General features: G+C 66.6%; 24 protein-coding genes. All 24 read right to left on the bottom strand.

The window, feature by feature from the left end; all coding sequences use genetic code 11:
- Positions 1 to 44: 44 nt before the first annotated feature.
- Positions 45 to 866: an LpxI family protein gene (locus tag IGS68_RS13220; RefSeq protein ID WP_201080673.1), complete on the bottom strand. Its 822-nt coding sequence runs from the start codon at positions 864 to 866 to the stop codon at positions 45 to 47.
- Positions 856 to 1659, bottom strand: coding sequence for an acyl-ACP--UDP-N-acetylglucosamine O-acyltransferase (gene lpxA, locus IGS68_RS13225; RefSeq protein WP_201080675.1), 804 nt, complete (start codon positions 1657 to 1659; stop codon positions 856 to 858). The genes IGS68_RS13220 and lpxA overlap by 11 nt, the downstream gene beginning before the upstream one ends.
- 13 nt (positions 1660 to 1672) lie before the next feature.
- Positions 1673 to 2170, bottom strand: a complete 498-nt coding sequence (gene fabZ / locus IGS68_RS13230) for a 3-hydroxyacyl-ACP dehydratase FabZ (protein ID WP_201080677.1) — start codon at positions 2168 to 2170, stop codon at positions 1673 to 1675.
- A 1-nt stretch (position 2171) separates the two neighbouring features.
- Complete coding sequence (lpxD, locus tag IGS68_RS13235) at positions 2172 to 3209, bottom strand: UDP-3-O-(3-hydroxymyristoyl)glucosamine N-acyltransferase (RefSeq protein WP_201080679.1); 1038 nt, start codon at positions 3207 to 3209, stop codon at positions 2172 to 2174.
- Positions 3210 to 3271: 62 nt separating this feature from the next.
- The gene (locus IGS68_RS13240; protein ID WP_201080681.1) at positions 3272 to 3847 is read right to left on the bottom strand and encodes an OmpH/Skp family outer membrane protein; all 576 of its coding nucleotides are present in this window, start codon (positions 3845 to 3847) and stop codon (positions 3272 to 3274) included.
- 2 nt (positions 3848 to 3849) lie between these two features.
- A complete protein-coding gene (gene bamA, locus IGS68_RS13245; RefSeq protein ID WP_247881314.1) occupies positions 3850 to 6141 on the bottom strand; it encodes an outer membrane protein assembly factor BamA in 2292 nt (763 codons plus the stop codon).
- Positions 6142 to 6199: 58 nt separating this feature from the next.
- Positions 6200 to 7333 carry an RIP metalloprotease RseP gene (rseP, locus tag IGS68_RS13250; RefSeq protein WP_201080683.1) on the bottom strand — a complete coding sequence of 378 codons (1134 nt, stop codon included), beginning with the start codon at positions 7331 to 7333 and terminating at the stop codon, positions 6200 to 6202.
- A gap of 29 nt (positions 7334 to 7362) precedes the next feature.
- The gene (locus IGS68_RS13255; RefSeq protein ID WP_201080685.1) at positions 7363 to 8562 is read right to left on the bottom strand and encodes a 1-deoxy-D-xylulose-5-phosphate reductoisomerase; all 1200 of its coding nucleotides are present in this window, start codon (positions 8560 to 8562) and stop codon (positions 7363 to 7365) included.
- Positions 8553 to 9413 carry a phosphatidate cytidylyltransferase gene (locus IGS68_RS13260; protein ID WP_201080687.1) on the bottom strand — a complete coding sequence of 287 codons (861 nt, stop codon included), beginning with the start codon at positions 9411 to 9413 and terminating at the stop codon, positions 8553 to 8555. The genes IGS68_RS13255 and IGS68_RS13260 overlap by 10 nt, the downstream gene beginning before the upstream one ends.
- A complete protein-coding gene (locus IGS68_RS13265; protein ID WP_201080689.1) occupies positions 9355 to 10086 on the bottom strand; it encodes an isoprenyl transferase in 732 nt (243 codons plus the stop codon). Before IGS68_RS13265 ends, IGS68_RS13260 begins: the two co-directional genes overlap by 59 nt.
- A 5-nt stretch (positions 10087 to 10091) precedes the next feature.
- On the bottom strand, positions 10092 to 10613 hold the full coding sequence (gene frr / locus IGS68_RS13270) for a ribosome recycling factor (protein ID WP_211104041.1): 522 nt from the start codon (positions 10611 to 10613) through the stop codon (positions 10092 to 10094).
- 42 nt (positions 10614 to 10655) lie between these two features.
- Positions 10656 to 11381 (bottom strand): UMP kinase, encoded by a 726-nt coding sequence (gene pyrH / locus IGS68_RS13275; protein WP_201080691.1) that lies wholly within the window; start codon positions 11379 to 11381, stop codon positions 10656 to 10658.
- Between the two features lie 89 nt (positions 11382 to 11470).
- The gene (gene tsf, locus IGS68_RS13280; protein ID WP_201080693.1) at positions 11471 to 12403 is read right to left on the bottom strand and encodes a translation elongation factor Ts; all 933 of its coding nucleotides are present in this window, start codon (positions 12401 to 12403) and stop codon (positions 11471 to 11473) included.
- 92 nt (positions 12404 to 12495) lie between these two features.
- Positions 12496 to 13314 carry a 30S ribosomal protein S2 gene (rpsB, locus tag IGS68_RS13285; protein ID WP_201080695.1) on the bottom strand — a complete coding sequence of 273 codons (819 nt, stop codon included), beginning with the start codon at positions 13312 to 13314 and terminating at the stop codon, positions 12496 to 12498.
- A gap of 195 nt (positions 13315 to 13509) precedes the next feature.
- Positions 13510 to 17004 (bottom strand): DNA polymerase III subunit alpha, encoded by a 3495-nt coding sequence (gene dnaE, locus IGS68_RS13290; RefSeq protein WP_201080697.1) that lies wholly within the window; start codon positions 17002 to 17004, stop codon positions 13510 to 13512.
- A 102-nt stretch (positions 17005 to 17106) separates the two neighbouring features.
- A complete protein-coding gene (locus IGS68_RS13295; protein WP_247881373.1) occupies positions 17107 to 18063 on the bottom strand; it encodes a DUF5672 family protein in 957 nt (318 codons plus the stop codon).
- A 92-nt stretch (positions 18064 to 18155) separates the two neighbouring features.
- Complete coding sequence (locus IGS68_RS13300) at positions 18156 to 19013, bottom strand: dienelactone hydrolase family protein (protein ID WP_201080701.1); 858 nt, start codon at positions 19011 to 19013, stop codon at positions 18156 to 18158.
- Between the two features lie 65 nt (positions 19014 to 19078).
- Complete coding sequence (locus IGS68_RS13305) at positions 19079 to 19792, bottom strand: ABC transporter ATP-binding protein (protein WP_247881315.1); 714 nt, start codon at positions 19790 to 19792, stop codon at positions 19079 to 19081.
- Entirely contained in the window at positions 19785 to 21029 is a 1245-nt protein-coding gene (locus tag IGS68_RS13310) for a lipoprotein-releasing ABC transporter permease subunit (RefSeq protein WP_201080703.1), read from the bottom strand. Before IGS68_RS13310 ends, IGS68_RS13305 begins: the two co-directional genes overlap by 8 nt.
- Before the next feature lie 43 nt (positions 21030 to 21072).
- On the bottom strand, positions 21073 to 22386 hold the full coding sequence (gene proS, locus IGS68_RS13315; protein WP_201080705.1) for a proline--tRNA ligase: 1314 nt from the start codon (positions 22384 to 22386) through the stop codon (positions 21073 to 21075).
- Positions 22387 to 22535: 149 nt separating this feature from the next.
- Positions 22536 to 23627 carry a BMP family ABC transporter substrate-binding protein gene (locus IGS68_RS13320; protein WP_201080707.1) on the bottom strand — a complete coding sequence of 364 codons (1092 nt, stop codon included), beginning with the start codon at positions 23625 to 23627 and terminating at the stop codon, positions 22536 to 22538.
- A gap of 589 nt (positions 23628 to 24216) precedes the next feature.
- Complete coding sequence (locus IGS68_RS13325; protein ID WP_201080709.1) at positions 24217 to 24786, bottom strand: DNA-3-methyladenine glycosylase I; 570 nt, start codon at positions 24784 to 24786, stop codon at positions 24217 to 24219.
- Positions 24787 to 24810: 24 nt separating this feature from the next.
- The gene (locus tag IGS68_RS13330; protein WP_201080711.1) at positions 24811 to 25044 is read right to left on the bottom strand and encodes a DUF1467 family protein; all 234 of its coding nucleotides are present in this window, start codon (positions 25042 to 25044) and stop codon (positions 24811 to 24813) included.
- A 3-nt stretch (positions 25045 to 25047) separates the two neighbouring features.
- The gene (gene mce, locus IGS68_RS13335; protein ID WP_201080713.1) at positions 25048 to 25452 is read right to left on the bottom strand and encodes a methylmalonyl-CoA epimerase; all 405 of its coding nucleotides are present in this window, start codon (positions 25450 to 25452) and stop codon (positions 25048 to 25050) included.
- Between the last annotated feature and the right edge of the window lie 25 nt (positions 25453 to 25477).

The raw sequence follows: 25477 nt of genomic DNA on the forward strand, positions 1-25477 counted from the left end.
CGAAGGCTCCCCGGCGATCAGGAAGATCAGAGGTCCCTCTCCCGTCACTGCGGCACTTCCAGGCCGACGATGAACAGGCCCCGGGCGTCGGCCGCTCCGGCCATGGTTTCGCGATCCAGCATGATGCTCTTTCCGGCTTCGACGGCGATCCCGCGCAATCCCGCGGCGGCACAGCGCTCGACGGTGACGGCCCCGACGGTGGGAAGGTCGAAGCGGGTATCCTGCCCGGGCTTGCTCATCTTGACGAGCACCCCGCCGGGTCCTTCGCGGCGCAGGCTCCCGCAGCGGTCGATCAGGGCGTCCGTGCCCTCGATCGCCTCGACACCCAGGACGATCCCCTGCTGCACGATCACCGCCTGCCCGACATCCAGGTGGCCCAGCGCGCGGATGACTTCGACCCCGCGGGCGATATCGACCTCCGCCTGCGCGTCCGGAGCGAACGCCCCCAGGTTCCCGGCTGGCGTCAGCAGGTCGCGGAAGACGTCCTGCGTCGCCACGACCCGGAAACCCTCGCCTTCCAATTCGCTGGTCACGGCCCGCAGGAGGCCGTCGTCGCCCAGGGCGCGGGCGCCGATGCGGGCGAACAGGCGGGCCGCGCGCCAGTCCGGCTTAAGCTCGGCCAGGCTGGGCCGGCGCACCCGGCCGGCAAGGACGATGTCGCGGACGCCCGCCTCGCGCAGGGCGTCGAGCATGGCACCCGCGGCGCCGAGCCGCGACCAGCGGTCGACCGGCAGCTTTCCGCCCTCAGGGTCGGCATGCCCCTCCAACCCCAGCACGAAGACCTCGCGCCCGGCGGAACGGCAGGCCTCGACCAGCCGGAGCGGCAGGTCGCCGCCCCCGGCGATGATGCCGAGCTTAGGAGGCATTCTCCGCGCGGGGCTGGCAGATCGGGCGCGAGGCCTCGGCGCGGATGAAGGACAGGATATCCCCGACGGCGGGCTGTTCGCCGAACTCGGCGCCGACCTGCTCGACCCGCTCGGCCAGCGTCTTCTCGGTGGCGAACAGCAGCTTGTAGGCGGCCCTCAGCGCGCGGATATCGTCCTTGCCGAAGCCGCGGCGCTGCAGGCCGACAAGGTTGAGACCGTTCAGCCGCGCGCGCTCGCCCATCACGAGCCCGAACGGAATGACGTCCTGCTCGACGCCGGACATGCCGCCGATCATGGCATGGGCGCCGATCCGGACGAACTGGTGGACCGCCGACAGGCCTCCCAGGATCGCGTGGTCGCCGACCGTGACGTGACCGCCCAGGGTGGCGTTGTTCGCCAGGATCACGTTGTTGCCGATGATGCAGTCATGGGCGACATGGGACGCCATCATGAACAGGCAGTTGTCTCCGACCCGGGTCACCATCCCGCCGCCTTCGGTACCGGGATTCATGGTGACATGCTCGCGGATGCGGTTGTTCGCGCCGATGATCAGTTCCGACGGTTCGCCGTGGAACTTCAGGTCCTGGGGAGCGTGCCCGATCGAAGCGAAAGGGAAGATCTGGGTGCCGGGGCCGACCCTCGTCCGACCTTCGACGACCACATGGGAATGCAGGCGGACACCATCCTCCAGCACGACGTCGGCACCGACCACGCAGAAGGGGCCGATCACCACGGACGAACCGATACGGGCCGCCGGATCGACAATCGCCGATGGATGGATGCTCTGGGTCATGGCAGGGGGTCGCTCACTCATCCAGGATCATCGCGGCGAAGGTCGCCTCCGAACAGAGGACGCCGTTCACCTTGGCCTCGCCCTTGAACTTCCAGACGTTGCGGCGGTGCTGCAGCTTGGTCACATGGATGTAGACGGTGTCGCCCGGGGTGACCGGCTTGCGGAAGCGCGCGTCGTCGATCGACATGAAATAGACGAGCTTGCCCTCGGCGTCCGCTCCGAGCGTATGCACCACCAGCACCCCGGCGGTCTGCGCCATCGCCTCGACGATCAGGACGCCCGGCATCACCGGCCGCTGCGGGAAATGGCCCTGGAAGAAATGCTCGTTGATCGTGACGTTCTTGACCCCCACGGCGCTGACATTTGCCACGACGTTGGTGACGCGGTCGATCATCAGCATGGGATAGCGGTGCGGAATCATCTCCATGACCCGCAGGACGTCGATGTCGATGCCGCTCTGCTCTTCGCTGTCCGGGTGGTCGGTCGCCTGATTGGCGGAGGTTACTTCCATGTCATTCTTCCTTGAGGCGGGTAGATTTCCCGCGGGTCAGGTTCGCCAGCACCGCGACCTGACGCAACCATTGCTTCATGGGAACCGACGGGACTCCTCCAACCTCGGCACCGGGTGGAATGTCACGCATCACGCCGGCCTTCGCGGCGATGCGCGCGCCGGCACCGATCTTCAGGTGTCCGGCCAGACCGGCCTGGGCCGCCAGGACCACGTGATGACCAAGCTGCGTGCTGCCCGAGATTCCGGATTGCGCGACGATCACGCACCCCGGCCCCATGGCCACGTTGTGCCCGATCTGGACCAGATTATCAATCATCGACCCGCGGCCGATCACCGTATCGGGCCCCGCTCCCCGGTCGATGGTGGAATTGGTCCCGATCTCCACGTCGTCCTCGACGATGACCCGGCCAAGCTGCGGAACCCGGACATAACCCGCGGGATCCATCGCGAAGCCGAAGCCGTCGGTGCCGATCCGGGCGCCTGGATAGATGGTGACCCGGCTCCCGACGAGGCAATGGCTCAGCGACGCGCAGGCTCCGATGGTGGTGTCGTCGCCGACCTCCACCCGGTCGCCGACCACGGCGTTCGGCGCGATCCGGCAGCGCGCGCCGATGCGCACCCCGGCGCCGATGACCGCGCCCGGACCGATCTCCGTCCCCTCCCCGATCTCGGCGGTCGGATCGACGACGGCCCGGGGCGAGATTCCGGGCTTCGGCGCCGGCACCGGATAGAAGGCCTGCGCGACCAGGGCATAGCCCAGGTACGGCTTCGGCGTCACCAGCAGCGCCATGCCGGGCGGAGCCCTCGACGCCAGGTCGGGATGGACGATGCAGGCACCGGCCCGGCTCGCCTCGAAGGTCCCGACATACTTCTTGTTGTCCAGGAAGCTGACGTCCCCGGGGCCGGCGGTATCCAGCGGCGCGACGTCGGCGAACTCGGCGGCGGGATCCGCCCCGGTCGCCAGTTCAGCGCCGGCGATGCCCGCCAGCCGTTCGAGGGTGAAGGGGCCTGCGGCGGTAAAAAAGCGAGGGTCCGGCATGGCTCCGTTCTTCGTTGGGTTCCGATCGGCTGCTTTTTCCCAAATCCGGGCGGTGGGTCAAGTCAACTCTTGGGTACGGTGACCGCCACCGACGGCAGCTTCTTGTTAAGACGGTCGAGCACCGAGCCGGTCAGGTCAAGCGACTTCTCGGCGATCACGACCTGCTGCTTGGCGAGCACAAGGCTGGCCTTCTGCTCGCCGGCGACCTCGGCGACCACCTCCAGCATCGTCTCGTGGAGTTTCTTCATGGACTCGTTGAACGCCTGATCGAGGACGCGTTTCCGGTTCTGCACCGACCGCTGGACGTCGGCGACCTGCTGTTCGAATTCCCGCCGCTTCTGCTCGAAAGCCTCCGGGGCCAGGTTGGAGCGCTGGCGGCCCAGTTCCTGTTCCGCCGCGCGCAGGTTCTCCTCCTGCTTCGAGATTTCCTTCTGGTACGTCTGGCGCTGGGCGTCGAGCTGCTTCTGGATGCTTTGCGCCGCGGCCGACACTTGCATGATCTGCTGGACATCGACCACGGCAACCGCCGTCGCTGGCAGCTGCTGGGCGGCCGCCCCGCCCGGCTGGCCGGCCGCGATGGCCAGGCCGAGGCCGGCGGCGATCAGAAGCCTCCTGATGGGGCCCGCATCACGCTTCATGGCTAGAACCTGGTGCCGAAGCTGAAGCGGAACTCCTCTCTCTTGTCATAGTCCTCCTTCAGGATCGGGAAGGCCAGATCGACGCGGATGGGGCCGAGGGGCGACCGCCAGGAAATGCCGGCGCCGACCGAAAGCCGGATCGCGTCGTCATCGACCAGGCGTTCGTTCGCGTTCTGAGCCGTCGCGTCGACATCGCCCAAGGTGCCGAAGTCGCTGAATGTATGGCCGGTCACGCCGAACTCGTCCGGCAATCCGATCGGGAAGGCCAGTTCGACGCTGCCGCGGGCGAACCGGTTGCCGCCGAGGCTGTCGTCGCTGACCAGTTCGCGCGGGCCGATGCCGGCCGGAGCGAAGCCGCGCAGGCTGTCGCCGCCAATGAAGAAGCGATCGGAAATCGCCACGTCCTCGCCGATGCCGACGATGAACCCGACCTCGCCCAGGAAGCTGAGGACCGTTCCTTCGGTCACCGGGAAATAGACGCCGGCACCCAGCCGGTTGCGCGAGAACTGCGCGTCGCCGCCCAGGCCCGCGACCTCGTTGTTGAGGCGGATGAAGTAGCCGTCGGTCGGGTTGATCCGGCTGTCGCGCGCGTCGTACAGCAGTTCCTGACCGACCAGCGAGACGATGCGGCTTCCCTGCTGCTCCCGGATGAAGCGCGAGGCGTCGGCCGCGACGTTCTCGATCTCCGTCTGCTGCAGGGTGTAGTTCAGCCGCTGGCGCAGGCGCTCGGTCAGCGGATAACCCAGCCTGAAGCCGATGCCGGTATTGGCCTCGTCGTAGGAGCTTTCATCCTGGTTGTCGCGGGTGATGCGGAACAGGTCGATGCCCGCCGCGAGGTCGCGCTCCAGGAAATAGGGCTCGGTGAAGCTGAGGTCGAACTCCTGCGTCCGCCCCGAAACGGTCGCGGCGAACCGCAGGTCCTGGCCGCGGCCGAGCAGGTTCCGCTCCCGGATGCCGAAATTGGCGAGCGGGCCGTCGATCGTGGAGAAGCCGGCGCCGATCTCGATCTCGCCGGTGGACTGTTCCTGGACGTCGACCTGGATGACGGACCGGTCGGGCTGGACGCCCTCCGCGGTCGAGATGCTGACCCGCTCGAAGAACCCGAGGTCGCGGATGCGGCGCTCCGACCGCCTCAGCTTCGACGTGTTGAACGGATCGCCTTCGACCAGCAGCATCTCGCGCCGGATCACCCGGTCCAAGGTCCGGACGTTGCCGGTGATGTCGATCCGGTCGACGAAGACGCGCGGGCCTTCGCCGATCTCGTAGACGACGTCGATCGTCCGGCTCTCGCGGTTGCGGACGATCCGCGGCTGGATGTCCACGAAGGCATATTGCAGATCGCCGACGGCGTTGGTCAGGTTGGCGATCGAGGTCTCGACCTCCTCGGCGTTGTACCAGTCGCCTTCCTCGGTGGTCAGCCGGTTGCGCAGGCTTTCGGCGTCGAGGTCGCGCAGTTCGGTTTCCAGCCCGACCCTGCCGAACTTGTAGCGCTCGCCTTCCTCCACCGTGAAGGTGATGAAGAAGCCGTCGCGATCGGGCGTCAGCTCGGCGACCGCCGAGACGACCCGGAAATCCGCATAGCCGCGCGACAGGTAGAAGCGGCGCAGCCGGTCGCGGTCGAAGGTCAGGCGGTCGGGATCGTAGGTGTCGTCGGTGGTCAGGAACCGGTACCAGCGCGACTCACGGGTCTGGATCTCCTCCCGTAGCCGGCTGTCGCTGAACATCTCGTTGCCGATGAAGTTGATCCGGCGAATGCCGGTGCGGGCCCCCTCGTCGATCTCGAAAACCAGGTCGACGCGGTTCTGGTCCAACTGGATCACCTTCGGCTCGACCGTCGCGGCGAAGCGCCCGCTGCGCCGATAGATCTCGAGCAGGCGCTGGACATCGTTCTGGACGCGCGTCCGCGTGTAGACGACGCGGGGGCGAAGCTGGACTTCGCGCTCCAGGTCGGCGTCCTCGATGCGCTGGTTACCCTCGAACGCGATCCGATTGATGATCGGGTTCTCGACCACATTGACCACGAGGGTGTTGCCATCGCGCCGCAGGGTCACGTCCGCGAACAGGCCGGTGGCGAACAGGGCCTTCAGCGAATCATCGATCCGCGACGGGCTGAAAGGGTCTCCGGGCCTGACCACCAGATACGAACGTACCGTCGTCGGCTCGATTCGCTGGGTGCCTTCCACCCGGATGTCCGAAATGGTGCCGCCGGAAAAATTGGCCTGCGCCACCGCGGTCGGCAGTCCCTGGGCCAGTGCGATGGTCGACGTAGCCGTCGTCGTGCACGCAGCCAGCACGCAGGCTGCCAAAAACCTGTTCAGCCCCAACTGAAACCCCCAATAACTTCCTATCCCGTCAGGAAATCAGGCCACGGAAGAAGTCGACCACACGCAGGTGCACCAGATCGTTCCAGGTCGCGAAGACCATCAAGGTGAGCACCAGGGCCAAACCAATCCGAAAGCCATACTCCTGAGCCCTGTCGCCGAGCGGCTTACCACGGATCGCCTCGACGGCATAGAACAACAAGTGGCCCCCGTCCAACATCGGGATGGGAAAAAGGTTGATGAGGCCGAGATTGACCGAGAGGATCGCCATGAACCAGACCAGCGCCACGACGCCGCTCTGGGCCACCTCGCCGGACATCTGCGCGATGCGCAGCGGGCCGCCCAGCTCCTCGGTCCCGCGCGAGCCGGAGATCATCTGACCGACGGCGCCCAGGGTGCCCACGGTCAAGTTTACGGTTTCCCGGCCGGCCTGCCAGATGGCCGTCAGGGGATCGTGCCTGCGGTACTCCATGCCGGCCCGGCCGATCCCCAGCAGGCCGATGGAATGGGTATTGCCCATCCGGTCCGTGATCTGGGTGATCTCGGGCGTGACCGTCAGGGGCACCCGGCTGCCGTCGCGCTCGACCACCAACGCCAGGGGGGTTCCCTGGTTGAACCGGACGATCTGCTGGACCTCCTCGAAACGCTCGATCGGCTGGCCGTCGATCTCCACGATGACGTCGCCCGGCAGGATCCCCGCGCGGGCGGCGGCGCTCTGCTCCTGCACCGTGCCGATATCCGGAGGCGTGTAGGGCTGGCCGTAGAGCGAGAACAGCAGCGCCAAGCCGATGATGGCGAACAGGAAGTTGGCGATCGGGCCGGCCGCCACGATCGCGGCGCGCTGGCCAAGGCGCTTGTGGAAGAAGGAAACCTCGCGCTCCTGCGGGGTCATGGTCCGGACCGCGCCGCTGGGCGTGCTGGCCGCATCGGCGTCGCCGAACATCTTGACGTAGCCGCCCAGCGGGATCGCGCTGAATTTCCACCGGGTGCCCGCGCGATCCGTGCGGCCGAACAGCTCCGGACCGAACCCGATCGAGAAGGTCTCGATGCGCACGCCGTTGCGGCGGGCGACCCAGTAGTGCCCGAGTTCGTGAACGAACACGAGCACGGTCAGGACGACCAGGAAAGGGATGACGTAGGTCCACAGACCGGTGAGGAATTCCATTGGTTCTCCCGCCGCCCGCGGCTCAGGTTCTATTCGCTGCAGCGGGCCAAGATTTCACTCGCCCGACGGCGAGCTTCCGCGTCGATGTGGCGCACATCGTCCAGATGATCAAGGCGCGAATGTGGCAACCGCTCCAGCGACTGCTCGACCACGCGCTCGATATCCAGGAAGCCGATGCGCCTTTCCAGGAATCCCTGGACGGCCACTTCGTTCGCCGCGTTCAAAATTGTAGGAGCGCCTCCGCCGCTTTGCAAGGCGTGGCGGGCGAGGCGCAAGGCGGGGAACTTCTGGGGGTCCGGCGCCTCGAAGGTCAGCGTACCGGCCCTGATCAGGTCCAGCGGGGCGGCCGGCGTGGGGATCCGCTTCGGCCAGCCCAGCGCGAACGCGATGGGAGTCCGCATGTCGGGCGTTCCCAGCTGGGCAAGCACCGAGCCGTCGACATACTCGACCATGCTGTGGATCACCGACTGCGGATGAACCACCACGTCGATGCGCTCCTCGGGCATGGCGAACAGGAAGTGCGCCTCGATGATCTCCAGGCCCTTGTTCATCATGGTGGCGCTGTCGACCGAGATCTTGGCGCCCATCTGCCAGGTCGGATGGGCGCATGCCTGCTCCGGCCCCGCTTCGGCCATCTGCGCCCTGGAGGACCGGCGGAAAGGCCCGCCCGAAGCGGTCAGCAGCAGGCGCCGGATCGACTCGCGCCGCTCGAAGTCGAACACCTGGTAGATCGCGTTATGCTCGCTGTCGACCGGCAGCAGCGTGGCACCGCAGTCCCGCACCACGTCCATCATCAGGGGCCCGGCACAGACCAGGCATTCCTTGTTGGCGAAGGCGACGACGGCGCCGCGCCGGGCGGCGGCCAGCGTGGGTTCCAGCCCGGCGGCACCCACGATAGCGGCCATCACCCAGTCGGCTGGCCGCCGGGCGGCCTCGACCACCGCCTCCGGCCCGGCGGCGACCTCGATCCCGCTCCCGGCCAGCGCGTCGCGCAGCGGCTGGTAGCCCGCCGGATCGGCGATCACCACCAGCGCCGGCCGCAACGCCCTGGCCTGCTCGACCAGATGCGCGACGTTGCGCCCGGCGGTCAGCGCCTCGACCGCGTAGGCTTCCGGATCCCGGGAGATCAGGTCCACCGTGTTGCGGCCGACCGAACCGGTCGATCCGAGGATCGTGACGCGCCGGGGAGATCCGGTCGGCTCCGACATACGCGCGCCTGCTACCACCATGCGAGAGCTTTCCCCAAAGTCGCGTGGAACAGCGCGAACACCGGCGCTGCGACGATAAGTCCGTCCACGCGGTCCAGCAGACCGCCGTGTCCGGGAATGAGACGCCCGCTGTCCTTGACGTCGAACCGGCGCTTGATACCCGACTCGAACAGGTCGCCGATCTGGCCGACCACGGCGAGCACCATCGCCAGCAAGGCCGCCAGCCAGGGCAGTTCGGCATCGAACGCCACCGCGACGCCGCCCCCGAACACCGCGGCGCTCAGCATGCCGCCGAAAAGCCCGGCCCAGGTCTTCTTGGGGCTGATGCGGGGAGCCAGCTTCGGTCCGCCGATGCTCTTGCCGGCGGCGTAGGCGCCGATGTCGGTCGCCCAGATGCAGAACAGCAGGTAGATGAGCAATCCCAGTCCGTCCTCCGGGTGACCCCGCACCCAGATCAGGGAGACGCTGCCGAAGACGATGTAGGGAACGCCGAAGGAGAAGAGCCACCGGTGGTCGGAATGCGAAAGCCAGGCATAGCCGAGCAGCGCCACCGTAAGGATCGCGGCCAGCAGGAGCGACACAGCCGCCCCCATGATGAAGTCCGCGATGAGGATCGCCGCCACCGCCGCCACCGGCAGCGAAGCGATCCACCGGGAGCGGTCCGGCTCGACCAGCCGGGTCCACTCCGCGACCGCCAGGACGGCGAAGGTCAGGATCACCACTTCGAAGACCCAGCCGCCGAGATAGACAGCCAGAAGAACGACGGGTCCGAGAACCAGAGCGGAAAGGATCCTGGTGCGCAGGTTTCCCGTTCTACCGAGTCCCGACTGCGCCGTAGCGCCTGTCGCGCTGGTTGAATTCTCGGATTGCATCTTCCAGATCGCGCTTCGTGAAATCGGGCCACAGCGTATCGACGAAGACCAGCTCGGTATAGGCCAATTGCCACAGCAGGAAATTGCTGATCCGCTGCTCGCCGCTGGTGCGCAGCAAAAGGTCGGGATCGGGAATCTCGCGGGTCAGCAGGCGGCCCGAGAAGGCCTCCTCGGTCACGTCCTCGGGATGGAGCCGCCCTTCCAGCGCATCCCTGACCATCTGCCGCGCGGCCCCCGCGATCTCCTGCCGGGAGCCGTAGCTCAGCGCGATGGTCAGATTGAGCGCGCGGTTCCCGCGGGTCAGCTCCTCCGCGTTCTCGATCATGGTGACGATGTCGCCGGACAGGCGGGAGCGGTCGCCGATCACCCTCAGCCGGACGCCGTTCTTGTGGAGTTCGGCGATCTCGCTGCGCAGGTAGAACCGGAGAAGCTGCATGAGGTCGAAGACCTCGCCCTCCGGCCTCCGCCAGTTCTCCGACGAGAACCCGAACATGGTGAGGTAAGGGATGCCCAATTCGCGGGCAGCCTCCACCGTCCGCCGAACGGCTTCGATGCCCTTGCGATGGCCTGCGGTCCGCGGCAGGCCGCGGGCTTTCGCCCATCGGCCGTTACCGTCCATGATGATCGCTACATGCTGCGGCAAGATGCCCGTCGTGGTCAAAGTCCCCTGCATCGAGGTCAGACCTGCATGATCTCTTTTTCCTTGGCCGCGAGCGCTTCGTCGATCTTCTTGATATGAGCGTCGGTCATGGACTGGACCTCGTCGGCCCAGGTTTTGTGTTCATCCTGGCTGATGTCGCCGCCCTTTTCCATGCGCTTCAGCATGTCCATGCCGTCGCGGCGCACGTTGCGCACGGCGACGCGGGCCTGTTCGGCGTAACGGGAAGCGACCTTGGACAGTTCGGCCCGGCGTTCCTGGTTGAGGTCCGGGATCGGCACGCGGACGTTCTGGCCGTCGGTCTGGGGGTTCAGCCCCAGACCGCCGTCACGGATCGCCTTCTCGACGGCCTTGACCATGCCGCGGTCCCAGACCTGCACCGTGATCAGGCGCGCCTCGGGCACGCTGATGGTCCCGACCTGATTGAGCGGCATCTGCTGGCCGTAGGCCTCGACGGTGATCGGTTCCAGCAAGCTGGCGGAGGCGCGGCCAGTGCGCAGCCCGCCGAATTCCTTGCGCAGCGACTCCAGGGCGCCGTCCATGCGGCGGCTGAGCGAGTCAATATCAGGGTCGGCCACGGTAGTTCAGCCCTCTTCCGTGATGATCGTGAACTTGCCGCGCCCCGCCATGACTTCGGCGAAGGCACCGGCCGTATGGATCGAGAACACTAGGATGGGAATTTTATTCTCGCGCGCCAGCGAAATGGCCGACGCGTCCATCACCTGGAGATCCTTCGCCAGAACCTCAAGGTGGGTCAACGTCTCGAAGCGCTGAGCCGCCGGATCCTTGTTGGGATCGGCGGAGTAGACGCCGTCCACCTTGGTGCCCTTCAGGAGCGCGTCACAGCCCATTTCCGACGCCCGCAGCGCCGCCGCGGTATCCGTGGTGAAGAACGGGTTACCCGTTCCGGCACCGAAGATCACGACCCGCCCCTTCTCCATGTGGCGCACGGCGCGCCGCCGGATATAGGGTTCGCAGACGCTGGCCATCGGAATGGCTGACTGCACGCGGGTCTGGACGCCCCTGCGCTCCAGCGCGCTCTGCATCGCGAGCGCGTTGATCACCGTCGCGAGCATGCCCATGTAGTCGGCCGTCGCCCGCTCCATCCCCGTCGCGGCGCCCGAGACGCCGCGGAAGATGTTGCCGCCGCCGATCACCAGGCAGACCTCGACGCCCATGCCGACGACCGACTTCACCTCGTCGGCGACGCGGTCGACGATTTCGGGGTCAAGCCCGTATTCCCGATTGCCCATCAGCGCCTCGCCGGAAATCTTCAGCAGGACGCGACCATACCGGGCGTTGGTGGGCATAGCCCCCTCCATCGCAGTCATCAAAGGTAATCCCCAAGCCAGCGCTCGTTCGAGCCGGCGGTCGCCCCGCGGGACGGCCGCCGGGAGCCTCAGCGGCCGACGTTCGCCTGGGCGGCGACCTCGGCGGCGAAGTCGGACTGCTCCTTCTCGATGCCCTCGCCCAGGACGAACCGGGTGAAGCCCACGACCTTGATCGGGGCACCGATTTCCTTGGCGACCGCCTCGACGACCTTGCGGACCTTGTTCTCGCCGTCGATGACGTAGACCTGCTCCAGGAGGACCACTTCCTCATAGTACTTGCGGAGCCGGCCCTCGACCATCTTGGCGATGATGTCTTCCGGCTTGCCGCTGGCGCGGGCCTGGTCGGCCAGGACGCTCCGCTCGCGCTCCAGGGAGCTGGCGTCCACGTCCTCGATGTTCACCGCTTCCGGACGGGCGGCGGCGATGTGCATCGCGATCTGCTTTCCGAGTTCCAGCAGGCGGGCGCGGTCGCCGGTGGACTCCAGGCCGACCAGCACGCCGATCTTGCCCAGGTTCGGAGCCAGCGCGTTGTGGACGTAGCTGGCGACGGCGCCCTGCTCGACGGCGATGCGCGAGACGCGGCGCAGGTTCATGTTCTCGCCGATCGTGGCCACCATGTTGGTGACCTCGTCGGCGACGTTGCGGTCGGTGCCGGGAAAAGCCTGCTGCTGCAGCGACTCGATCGTGCCGTCGCCCTGGAGCGCCAGCTGCGCCACCTGGTTGGCGAATGCCTGGAACCGGTCGTTGCGGGCGACGAAGTCGGTCTCGGAGTTGACCTCGACCGCGGCGCCGACGGTGTCGGCCGTCGCGACGGCGACCAGACCCTCGGCGGCGACCCGGCCGGCCTTCTTGGCGGCGGCGGCGAGGCCCTTCTTGCGCAGCCAGTCGACGGCACCTTCAAGGTCGCCCGACGTCTCGGTCAGCGCCTTCTTGCAGTCCATCATGCCGGCGCCGGTCTTTTCGCGCAGTTCCTTGACGAGCGAGGCTGTGATTTCGGCCATCTTGGACCTCTTCCTGAATGATCTGTCTGGTCAGCACATACAAATAAGGGCAACCGGACGCACCCAAGCGCCCGGTTGCCCGATCTGACGGATCAGGCCTGGGCGCCTTCCGAAACCGCGGCTTCGCCGTCGGCAGCCTCGGCGACGACGACGTCCTCGTCGGCCGGAAGATCTTCCTCGACGCCTTCGGCCTGCTCGCCGACATCGATGCCGGACGCGATCATCTCGGCCTGCAGACCGTCAAGCACCGCGCCGGAAACCAGCTCGCAGTAGGTGTCGATCGCGCGCAGCGCGTCGTCGTTGCCCGGGATCGGGAAGGCGACGCCGTCGGGATCGGAGTTGCTGTCGATCACCGCGACGACCGGGATGCCGAGCTTGTTGGCTTCCTGGACCGCGATCGACTCCTTGTTGGTGTCGATGATGAACAGGATGTCCGGCAGGCCGCCCATCTCCTTGATGCCGCCGAGCGCCCGCTCCAGCTTGTCACGCTCGCGGGTGAGCTGGAGGGTCTCTTTCTTGGTCAGGCCGATGTTGGTGTCCTGAAGGCGCTCTTCCATCTCGCGGAGGCGCTTGATCGACTGGGAGATGGTCTTCCAGTTCGTCAGCATGCCGCCGAGCCAGCGGTGGTTGACATAGTACTGGCCGCAGCGCGAAGCGGAGTCGGCGACCTTCTCCTGAGCCTGGCGCTTGGTGCCGACGAACAGGACGCGCCCGCCGCCCGCCACCACGTCGCGGACCGCGGTCATGGCGCGGTGCAGCATCGGGACGGTCTGCTCGAGGTCGATGATATGGACGCCGTTGCGCACGCCGAAAATGTACGGCTGCATCTTCGGGTTCCAGCGGCGGGTATGGTGGCCGAAGTGGACGCCGGCTTCCAGGAGCTGGCGCATGGTGAATGAAGGCATCGGCATGGAAAACAGTCCTTTTCCGGTTGCTCCGCCGCGGGCGTGGTTCACGACACGTGAACACCGGAGCGGGCCGCCGGCCTGTGGGCCGATGGACCGCAAGCCCGCGTGAGGTTTTGCGACGGGCGATAGATAGCCCGGCGTCCCGCGTTTGGCAACCATATCCGCATGCATCGGGCGGGGCATGCCCGGGCGGAACGCCTAAAGATCGAGCACGTCCGCCACGCCGGGAATCGCCTTGATCGCGGCCCTGCCCTTCGCCGAGACCGCATAGGCTCCCGGCAGCGCGATCTCGGCCTCCCGCATGCCGCCGACATCGACCAGGATCGATATCTTGCCGCGGCCCCGTCCGATCTGGTCCAGGATGTTGCGGAGATGGGGGGCCGCTTCCGGCTGGCTGAGGATGATCTGCAACCCCTCGGCGGCCCGGGCGACCTCGTCCTCCAACGGCTTCACGTCATGGCAGGTCAGCCGCATGTCCTCGCCCATGACCTGCACGTCGACCATCAGGACGACGCTCTTGCCCGGCTCCAGCAACTCGCGCGAGGTCGCCAGCAGTTCCGAGAACAGGGTCACCTCGTAGACGCCCGTGGAGTCCGACAGGCTCACGAAGGCGAAGCGGTTGCCGCTCTTGGCGACCCGTTCCTGCCGGTTGATCACCACGCCCGCCATGGGGAACCGGGTCGAGCCACCGCCGGTCGCCTTCTTGAGCAGGTCGGCGGAGTTCACCACCCGCAGGCGCGACAGCGGCTTGGCGAAGCCGTCGAGCGGATGGGCCGACAGGTAGAAGCCGATCGCGTTGAATTCGTGCGCCAGCCGGTCGAGCTGGTCCCAGTCCGCGACTTTCGGCAGGTCGGGCACCTTCAGAGTCACTCCGCCCCCTCCGCCGAAAAGGCTGGACTGCCCGCTCTCCCGTTCGGCCGCCGCGGCCTGGGCATAGCGGATCAGCGTCTCGATGCCGCCATGGACCTGCCGGCGGTTGCCGTTCAGGCTGTCGAAGGCGCCGGCGCAGGTCAGGTTCTCCAGCTGGCGCTTGTTGATCACCTTGGTGTCCAGCCGGCGGGCGAGGTCGAACAGGTCCGTATAGCGGCCACCCTCGTTCCTCTGGCTCACCACCGCCTCCATGGCGGGCATGCCGACGCCCTTGACGGCGGCAAGGGCGTAGCGGATCGCCCGCTCGCCGTCGGGCAGCAGTTCCACCCGGAAGACGGGGTTCGACTTGTTGATGTCGGGGGTCAGCAGGCGGATCTTGAGGCGGACCAGTTCCTGCCGGAAGGTGTTCAGCTTGTCGGTATTGCCCAGGTCGAGCGTCATCGACGCCGCCAGGAACTCCACCGGGTAATTGGCCTTCAGATAGGCGGTCTGGTAGGCGACCAGCGCATAGGCGGCGGCGTGGGACTTGTTGAAGCCGTAGCCGGCGAACTTGTTCACCTGGTCGAAGATCAGGCCCGCCTGCTCCCCGTCGACGCCCTTGCCGACGGCACCGTCGATGAACAGCTTGCGCTGGGCGTCCATCTCGGCCTGGATCTTCTTGCCCATGGCGCGGCGCAGCAGGTCGGCGCCGCCGAGCGAGTAGCCGGACAGCACCTGGGCGATCTGCATGACCTGTTCCTGGTAGATCATGATCCCGAAGGTGTCCTTCAGGATCGGCTCCAGCCAGGGATGCATGTAGTCCGGCTCTTTCTCCCCGTTCTTCACCGCGATGTAGGTCGGGATGTTGTCCATCGGGCCGGGACGGTAGAGGGAGACCAGCGCGATGATGTCGTCGAACCGGTTCGGCTTGAGGCGGCGCAGCACGTCGCGCATGCCCGAGCTTTCAAGCTGGAACACGCCGGTCGTCTCGCCGCGCGACATCATCTCGTATGTCCTGACGTCGTCGAGCGGCAGGTTGGACAGGTCGATGACGTCGCCGCGCTCGGTGATCAGCTCCACCGCGCGCTGGAGCACGGTCAGGGTCTTCAGGCCGAGGAAGTCGAACTTCACCAGCCCCGCCTGCTCGACATACTTCATGTTGAACTGGGTGACCGGCATGTCCGAGCGCGGGTCGCGGTAGAGCGGCACCAGCTGGTCCAGCGGACGGTCGCCGATCACCACGCCGGCCGCGTGGGTCGAGGCGTGGCGGAACAGCCCCTCCAGGCGGAGCGCGATCTCGATCAGGCGCCTGACCGTCTCGTCCGAATCGCGGGCCTGCTGAAGCATCGGCTCGCCCTCGATCGCCTGTCCCAGGGTCACGGGATTGGCCGGATTGTTGGGCACCAGCTTGCAGATCTTGTCGACTTGCCCGTAAGGCATCTGGAGCACCCGGCCGACGTCGCGCAGCACGGCGCGCGCCTGGAGCTTACCGAAGGTGATGATCTGGGCGACCCGGTCGTGGCCGTAATAGCCCTGCACGTAGCGGATCACCTCGTCCCGGCGGTCCTGGCAGAAGTCGATGTCGAAGTCGGGCATCGACACGCGCTCGGGGTTCAGGAACCGCTCGAACAGCAGGCCGAAGCGCAGGGGGTCCAGGTCGGTGATGGTCAGCGACCACGCCACGACCGAGCCGGCGCCCGAGCCGCGGCCCGGACCGACCGGGATCTCGTGGCGCTTCGCCCACTTGATGAAGTCGGAGACGATCAGGAAGTAGCCGGGAAACTTCATGTTCTCGATCACGTTCAGCTCGAAGTCGAGCCTTTCGCGATAGGTCTTCTCGGTCTCCGCGCGTTGTTCCGCCGTCATTTCGGACGTGAAGACCTGCTTCTCCAGCCGCATCGTCAGACCCTCGTGGGCCTGGTGGCGCAGTTCCTCCGGCTCGGTCCTGCCGCCCTCGGCCGCAGCCTGGAAGGCCGGCAGGATCGGCTTGATCGGCTTCAGCAGATAGCTGCAGCGCCGCGCGATGACCAGGGTGTTGTCCACGGCCTCCGGCAGGTCGGCGAACAGCTCGCGCATCTCGGCGGCCGTCTTGAAGCGGTGCTCCGGCGTCAGGCGCCGCCTCTCCGCCTCCACCACGTAGGAGCCCTCGGCGATGCAGAGCAGCGCGTCGTGGGCCTCGTACATGTCCTCGGTCGAGAAGAAGCAGTCGTTGGTCGCCACCAGCGGCACGTCCAGGTCATAGGCCAGGTCGACCAGATCCGGCTCGATGCGGTCCTCGACCTCCAGCCCGTGGCGCATCAGCTCGACATAGAGCCGGCCGGGGAACAGGCGGCGCAGCTGCTCCGCGACGTCGCGCGCGGCGGGCTTGTGCCCCTCGGCGAACAGGCGTCCGACCGATCCGGACGGTCCGCCGGTCAGGGCGATCAGACCGTCGGTGAAGCCTTCGAGATCCTGCAGGGCGATCTGGGGCGCCGAGGTCGGATCCCCCTCCATGAAGGCCTTGCTGATCAGCTTCGTCAGATTTTGATAGCCGGTCTCGGACTGGACCAGGAGCGCGAGCTGGTCGGGCATGTTCACGCCCTTCCCCACCGGCTTGCCGCCGCCGTTCGCGGCCGGCCCCATGCGCCGGATACCGAGCTGGCATCCCAGGATCGGCTGCACGCCGGCGTCCATGGCAGCCAGGGAAAATTCCAGCGCCCCGAACAAGTTGCCGGTGTCGGTGACCGCGACCGCCGGCATCTCCTGCTTTTGGCAGATCTTGACCAACTCCTTGATCTTGATCGCCCCTTCGGAGAGCGAATAGGCGGAGTGGACGCGCAGGTGGACGAAGTCGGCTATCGGCATCGGGTGCTGTACTCGGGCGTCGGGCTGAGCGAAGTGGCCAAACATGCCAAGACCGGCACCGAACGTCATGCGCAAGTTTCGCTTGACGCCCTTATGAGCGTCTCATGACAGCGCCGGCTCCCGCTCGCAAGCATCGATTTCCCCGGCGGCACCGGTCGTTCTGGCCGGCTGTTCAAGGTCGGCGAGCCGTTCCAGCCAGAAATGCCGATCCATCCGCGACCACGCATGACAGCCCAATGGCAACCGCCCGGCGGTCAGGTCGAAGGCGATGCGCGGTCGGTCCTCGAACGCGAAACCAAGCGCCTCGCGCGGGGTCGGCAAGCTATAACCGGCCATGAAGAAAGGCGCGTACTGGCTCCAGAACTCGTCCTCCGGCCGCTCGAAGCTGGCTGCGAATCGGGACGCAAGGGAGCCGCCGCCGTTGCACCACGCCCGGATCAAGCCGTTCGCCAGGACCTTCAGGTGCTTCCAGCCGGAGAAGTGACGCCGCTGCTGCGCGAATCGGAATTGCGGAGCGAAGCGGTCGCTTCCGAGCACCGCCAGCATATGGTCGATCCGGCGAAGCGAGAAGCCGCCATTGCCGACCGACTTGAGATCGTCCGGACCTCTGTTGCCAAACCAGGGCGCTCCGACATAGCTCCAATCGCGCTCGCACCACCGGCCGACCGAATTGCCAAGCAGCAGACAGTCCAGTTGATACAACAGGATGTATCGATATCCCGCGAACAGCCGATAGAACCACGGCGTTATCATCATCCGGTTATAGGCGGCGATGCCCGCCATGGCGATCGCCGGCACCCGGACGACGGAGAAGTCTGCGTGGTCGAACTTCAACTCCAGCCCGTCGGGAACGACAAGATATCTTGGGATTCCGGAAGCGTTCCGCCGCAAACGGTCGAGCGACAGGCGCTCGTCCTCGGTGAGCGCGGCGACGGCCAGCGGAACGACGACGGCGAGATCGCCGCTCCCGGTCGACGGCCACGGATCGGGCGGGTCGACGAAGCCATATGCGACGGAGAGGTCCCGTTTGACGGTTTTGCTCGAAGACCCTTTGCCCATATGGTCCACTTCCGACTCGCTGCGGATCTGTCACCGCGAGCCGGAGAATAGCGTTCAAGAGTTAAGCCTTTCGACCGAGCCGGAAAGGCAGTTCAGGCGAGGCTGGATTTCAGGAACTCGACGGTCCTGGTCCAGGCCAGTCGTGCGGCCGCCGCATCGTAGCGCGCCGGAGCCGTGTCGTTGTTGAAGGCGTGGTTGGCGCCCTCGTACATGTGGAGGGTATGGTCGACGCCGGCCTCCTTCAGCGCCGCCTCGAAGGCGGGAACGCTCTCGTTGATGCGGTCGTCCAGTCCGGCATAGTTCAGCAGGAGCTTCGCCCGGATGTTCGGCACCGCCTCCAGCGGCGGAGTACGGCCGTAATAGACCACCGAAGCGTCGAGATCCGGCGATGCCGTCGCCAGCAGGCCGGCCATGCCGCCGCCCCAGCAGAAACCCATGGCCCCCACCTTGCCGGTCGACCCGGGGTGGTTCTGAAGGACTCCGACGGTCCTGACCAGATCGTCCAGGGTCTGCCTGCCGTCGAGCTGGCCGATCATCGTGCGGGCCCGATCCTCGTCGGCCGGCGTTCCGCCGAGCGGGCTCAGCATGTCCGGGCCCAGTGCCAGGAAACCTTCCAGCGCGACGCGGCGGACGACGTCCTCGATGTGGGGGTTGAGGCCGCGGTTCTCGTGGATCACGATCACCGCCGGCAGCTTGCCGGCTCCCTGGGGCTTCGCCAGATAGCCCTTCAGCTCGCCCGACGCGCCCGGCCAGGTGATGCGCGAGGTTTCCAGCCGCGAGTCGGTCGCCGGCACGACCTGCGCCAGGGCATAGTCGCTCTCCAACAGGGGGAGCAGGGCCGCCGCCGCTGCGGCGCTGCCCGCCAGGGCGGTCAGGCGGCTGATGAAGACCCGCCGGTCCAGCGGGGCGTGGGTATACTCGTCGTAGAGCTCGATGATCCTGCGGTCCATGGCGCAACCCTGCTGTCGTGGTCCGGGGCATCGCCGTGCGCCCCGGCCAGAGGGTAAGCCATAGCTCAGTGCTGGACCAGCACGCCGTCCCTCAGCTCGAGCACCCGGTCCATGCGGGCCGCCAGGTCGAGGTTGTGGGTCGCGACCAATGCTCCGAAATCGCCGCCCCGGACCAGGTTCGCCAGCATCGCGAACACGTCCTCGGCAGTCTTGTGGTCCAGGTTGCCGGTCGGCTCGTCCGCGATCAGCAGTTTCGGGCGGTTGGCCAGGGCCCGCGCGATCGCGACCCGCTGCTGCTCGCCGCCGGACAGGCGCGCCGGCCGGTGGCCGGCCCGCGCGCCCAGGCCGACCAGGTCCAGCAGTTCCATGGCGCGCTTCCGCGCCACGGATTTCGAGATGCCGGAGATCATCTGCGGCAGCACGATGTTCTCCAGCGCGCTGAACTCCGGCAGCAGATGGTGGAACTGGTAGACGAAACCGATGGACTGGCGGCGCAGGGAGGTCCGGTCTGCGTCGGACAAGGTGTTGGCCAGCTTTCCCGCGATGCGGATCTCGCCGCCGTCGGCCTGCTCCAGCAGGCCGGCGATGTGCAGGAGCGTCGACTTGCCCGCGCCCGACGGCCCGACCAGGGCCACCAGCTCGCCGCCGGCGACCTGGAGGGACGCGCCGCGCAGCACCTCTAGCGGCTGGCCCGCCTGCCTGAAGGTCCGGACGACCCCGTCGATCTGGATCATGGGCCGGATCATGGGCTCGGCCCGCCCGTTCGTCGTCTCATTCATAGCGGAGCGCCTCGACCGGATCGAGCTTGGCCGCCCGCCACGCCGGATAGATGGTGGCGCCGAAGGACAGCCCGAGCGCCATCAGGACCACCCGGGCCACCTCGGACCAGTCGATCTCCGCCGGGAGCTGCGTCAGGAAATAGATCTCGGCCGAGAACAGCTCGGTGCCCAGCAGGTTCTGCAGCACCTGCCGGATCGACTCGATGTTGTCGGCGAAGGCGACGCCCAGGACGAGGCCGAAGACCGTGCCGATCACCCCGATGCTGGCGCCGGCCAGGAAGAAGATGCGCAGGATCATGCCCCGGGTCGCCCCCATGGTGCGGAGGATCGCGATGTCCCTGCCCTTGTCCTTCACCAGCATGATCATGCTGGAGATGATGTTGAACGCGGCGACCAGGATGATCAGCGTCAGGATCAGGAACATGACGTTCCGCTCGACCTGAAGGGCGTTGAAGAAGCTGGCGTTGGACTGCTGCCAGTCCACCAGGCGCGCCCGACCGCCCAGCACCTCCTGCACCGGCCCGCGGTACTGCCAGATCAGCCGGGGCTGCTCGACCATCAGCTCCAGCGTCGTCACCGCGTCGGGCACCCGGAAGAAGACCTGCGCGGCCGGCAGCGGCATGAAGATGAAGTTGTTGTCGTACTCGAACATGCCGACGTCGAAGATCGCGCCGATCGTGTAGGCCCGCATGCGCGGCACCGTCCCGAAGGCGCTGGTGTTCCCCTGCGGGCTGATCAGCGTGAGCTGGTCGCCGACGGCGAGCCCCAGCCGCTGCGCCATCCGGATGCCGATCGCCACGTTCTCGTCCTCGAATCGGTCGAGCGACCCCCGCACGATATGGTTGGAGACGGTCGGCCGGACCCGGAAATCCTCCGGCGCGATCCCTCGGACGATGGCGCCGGACGACACGCCCCTGACGGTGACCAGGGCCTGCGCCTCGACGGTCGGCGTCACCGAGGTGACGCCGGGCACCTGCCGCAGCCGGTCGGCGAGCGGCTGGTAGTCGGGCAGCGGGCCCTGGATCGCGTAGACGTTCATGTGGCCGTTCAGGCCGAGCACCCGGCCCAGCAGTTCCGACCGGAAGCCGTTCATGACGGCCATCACGATGATCAGCGTCGCGACGCCGAGCCCGATGCCCAGCAGCGAGAACGCCGCGATCACCGAGATGAAGCCTTCCTGCCGCCGCGCGCGGAGGTACCGCATCGCGACCATGCGTTCGAAAGCGCCGAAGATCATGCCTGCAAGGCCTTCTTGGACTGATGGGCGGTGCGTGCCGGTCTCAAGCGGTCAGCTTGGCCAGGGCGGCGTCGCGCGACAGTTCCTCGCGCTCGCCGGTGGCCCGGCGCTTCAGCTCGACGACGCCGCTCTTCAGCCCCCGCGGACCGACGGTCAGCTGCCACGGGATGCCGATCAGGTCCATGTCGGCGAACTTGCCGCCGGCCCGCTCGTTGCGGTCGTCGTAGATCACCTCGACGCCTGCGGCGTTGAGGTCGCGGTACAGCTCGTCGCAGACGCGGTCGCACTCGGCGTCGCCGGTCTTCAGGTTGATCAGGCCGACCTTGAAGGGCGCCACGCTGTCCGGCCAGATGATGCCGGCCTCGTCATGGCTCGCCTCGATGATCGCGCCGACCAGCCGCGACACGCCGATGCCGTACGACCCCATCTCCAGGGTGACCTGCTCGCCGTTCGGCCCGGCGACCACGGCGCCCAGCGGGGCCGAGTACTTGGTGCCGAAATAGAAGATGTGGCCGACCTCGATCCCGCGGGCGTTCACCAGCTCCTCCGGCGGAAGGGGCGAGGTGGCGGGATCGTGCTTCTCGTCGGTGGCGGCGTAGATGCTGGTGTATTTCTCGAAGAACGGCGCGAGGTCGTCGTCGAATCCGGGTGCTCTGGACAGGACATTCAGGTCCAGCCACTCCTTGTCGCAGAAGACACCGCTCTCGCCGGTTTCCGCCAGGATGATGAACTCGTGGCTGAGATCGCCGCCGATCGGGCCGGTGTCCGCCTGCATCGGGATCGCCTTCATGCCGAGCCGAGCGAAGGTCCGCAGATAGGCCAGGAACATCTTCTGGTAAGAACGGCGGGCGCCGGCCTGATCCAGGTCGAAGGAGTAGGCGTCCTTCATCAGGAACTCGCGCCCCCGCATCACGCCGAATCGGGGGCGGATCTCGTCCCGGAACTTCCACTGGATATGATAGAGGTTCCGCGGCAGGTCGCGGTAGCTCTTGACCGCCGACCGGAAGATGTCGGTGATCATCTCCTCGTTGGTCGGGCCGAACAGCATCTCGCGCTCGTGCCGGTCACGGATGCGCAGCATCTCCTTGCCGTAATCGTCGTACCGGCCGCTTTCCTTCCACAGCTCCGCCGGCTGGATCGTCGGCATCAGCAATTCCTGCGCGCCCGCGGCGTCCTGCTCCTCGCGCACGATCTGCTCGATCTTCTTCAGCACGCGGAACCCCAGCGGCAGCCAGGCATAGATGCCGGCGCTGGTCTGCCGGATCATGCCGGCGCGCAGCATGAGCCGGTGCGAGACGATCTGCGCCTCGTTGGGGTTTTCCTTCAGGGTGGGCAGGAAATAGGCGGACAACCGCATTCGACTTCTCACGGGGCTCGGGGACGACCGGCCCATGGCCAGTCCGATCGGAGCGGACTGTAGGGAATAGCGCCGGACAAGTCCATGGCGGCAAGTCCATGCCGGGGGCGCGTCGCACGCCCCCGGCAGGCAGCGCTTACCTGGGCAGGTTACTTGGGCAGGGTGCCCTGGACGCCTTCCACGTAGTAGGCCATCGACAGGATCTCCTGGTCGGTGGCGGTCTTGCCCTCGGCGATCACGACCTTGCCGGACTGGTCCTTGATCGGGCCGGTGAACGGATGCAGGGCACCCGACTTGATGTCCTCGATCGCCTTGTTCCCCAGCGCCTTCACGTCGTCCGGGACCGCGTCGTTGAACGGCGGCAGGAAGACCGTCCCGGTGGCGAGGCCGCCCCAGTAGTCTTCCGACTTCCAGGTGCCGTCCAGGACGGCCTGGACCCGCTGCTGGTAGTAGGGATTCCAGTCGTCCACGATGGAGGTCAGGTGGGCCTTCGGGCCGAACCGGCTCATGTCCGACGACTGGCCGAAGGCGTGGATGCCGCGGGCCTCGGCTTCCTGGATCGGGGCCGGGCTGTCGGTGTGCTGGGCCAGGATATCGGCGCCCTGGTCGATCAGCGCCTTGGCGGCGGCCGCCTCCTTGCCCGGGTCGTACCAGCTGTTCACCCAGACCACCCGCACCTGCGCCTGGGGATTGACGCTGCGCAGCGCCAGGGTGAAGGCGTTGATGCCGCTGACCACCTCGGGGATGGGGAAGGACCCGATATAGCCGATGATGTTGGACTTGGTCATCTTGCCGGCGAGCAGCCCGCAGACGGTACGGCCCTCGTAGAAACGGCCGGAGTAAGTGGCCACGTTGGCGGCGCGCTTGTACCCGGTCGCGTGCTCGAACTTCACCTTGGGGAAACGCTGCGCGACCTTCAGCGTCGGGTTCATGAACCCGAACGACGTCGTGAAGATCAGGCCGGCGCCGCCGGCGGCCAGCTGGTTGATCACCCGCTCGGTGTCGGGCCCCTCGGCCACGTTCTCCACATAGGTGGTCTCGATCCGGTCGCCGAAATGCTCGGCGATGTGCCGGCGGCCCACGTCGTGCTGATAGCTGTAGCCGTGGTCCGAAACCGGGCCGACATAGACGAAGCCGACCTTCAGCTTGTCGGCGGCAAGCGCGCGACCGACCGTCGGACCGACACTGAGGGCTGCGGCGGTCCCGGCCACCGAAAGACCGAACTGGCGTCTGTTGAGCATGTTTCTTGTTCCCTCCGAGAGAGTTGGTTCAAGTGACGGGACAGGCGGCAAGCCGCCCACGGGCAGCCCCATGCAGGATGAAGGCCCGCGGGGATGGCTTGGAACCCTGGATTATTCTGAAAGACCTTGCGCATTTCGAGGCAGGTATGCCGTTGCCCATGACGCGAGACGCCCTGCCCTGAAAGCCGCGTGTGACCGGATGCCTTTGTACCAATTCGACGGTATCGGCCACAACCGTTTTGCCCGTTCCGCACCGCATGCCCGGCCGAACCGCGACATGATCAGTACCGCGGCAAAGAGCCATGGATTGGGCAGAAAACAGGTGACGATGGCGCAAGCATGGCGTAAGGTTTCGCCCACAATAAGAAAAGGGCCGCGCTGTCACCGCAGCGCGGCCTGAAGTTAGGGAGGAATCGCCACCAGGCGTCGGTAAGAGGGATAAACCCTCTCAGCGATAAAAATTATTGTCCGAGGCACTGAGCAAGGCAAGCCACAAAATGGAGCTTGCCTTTTCTTTTGCTCATTTTCTTGCTCTTTTGCTTATCCACTAAGCAACTGAGCGTGTTTCGCCCAACGGTTTGCCCAAATTTTAAGCTCGATAGCCGGTAAACCCGCTCCGCTCCGCCCGAATCCAGGGGGGATCGAGCGATTCCAGGTGCCGATGCACCGGGCAGGCTGGATCATGGGCACCGGGCAGATAGCCGAGACTCATCAGGAACTCGTTCACGATCTCCCCGCCGGTGAAGCGGAACTGCGTCTTGAACAGCTTTACCCATCCCGCCTTGTCCAGCGGATGGTGGCCGTCCAGCCATCCGGCGAAACCGCCGTGGGAGGCACGGAGTGCCTGGACCCGGCGCGCGTTCTCGATCACGGCATCGATCTTCAGCCGGTTGCGGATGATGCCGGCGTCGCCCAGCAGCCGAGTCCGGTCTTCCTCGCCATAGGCGGCGATCCGGTCGATGTCGTAATTCTCGAAAGCGGCGGCGAAGGCCGCGCGCTTCTTCAGGATGGTCAGCCAGGAAAGTCCGGCCTGGTTGATCTCCAGGACCAGCCGCTCGAACAGGACCCGCTCGTCTGCGGACGGAAACCCGTACTCGCCGTCATGGTAAGGCCCGTGCCACGGATGCCCGGGTGCTGCTTCGCAATAGGACAAGCCCATGGCGCGTCAGGACCTCCGCTGAGGTCACGTCCGGAACGAGATCAGCCCGGACGTGACGATGAAGTAGATGATCAGCCAGACGACCGCCGCGACTCCGGTGGTGACCAGGAACTTCAGGCCGATGCGGGGCTTGGCGGGAGCCCCTGCGGCCATGCCGGGCTCCGGCTCCTCCGGCGCGTGGGAGCCCCAGGGAAGCACGGCGAAGAGGACTGTCCACCAGACCACGAAATAGACGGCGATGCCGGTTACCCAACCCATCGATCAGGCCTGTTCCAGTTCGACCAGGGTGCCCAGGAAGTCCTTGGGGTGGAGGAACAGGACCGGCTTGTCGTGGGCGCCGATCTTGGGCTCGCCGTCGCCCAGCACTCGGGCTCCGTCTGCCTTCAGCTTGTCGCGGGCCGCCAGGATGTCGGGCACCTCGTAGCAGACATGGTGGATTCCGCCCGATGGATTGCCGGCCAGGAACTTGGCGATCGGGCTGGCATCGCCCAGGGGATACAGCAGTTCGATCTTGGTGTTGGGCAGTTCGACGAACACCACCGTCACCCCGTGGGCCGGCTGGTCGACCGCAGCCGAGACGGTGGCGCCGAGCGTGTCGCGGTAAAGGGCCGTGGCCTTTTCCAGGTCGGGCACGACGATAGCCACGTGGTTGAGCTTGCCGATCATGGTTCCCCCTTGGTCTTTCTGACTT

It is taken from the genome of Skermanella sp. TT6 (genome assembly GCF_016653635.2).
Classification (GTDB): domain Bacteria; phylum Pseudomonadota; class Alphaproteobacteria; order Azospirillales; family Azospirillaceae; genus Skermanella; species Skermanella cutis.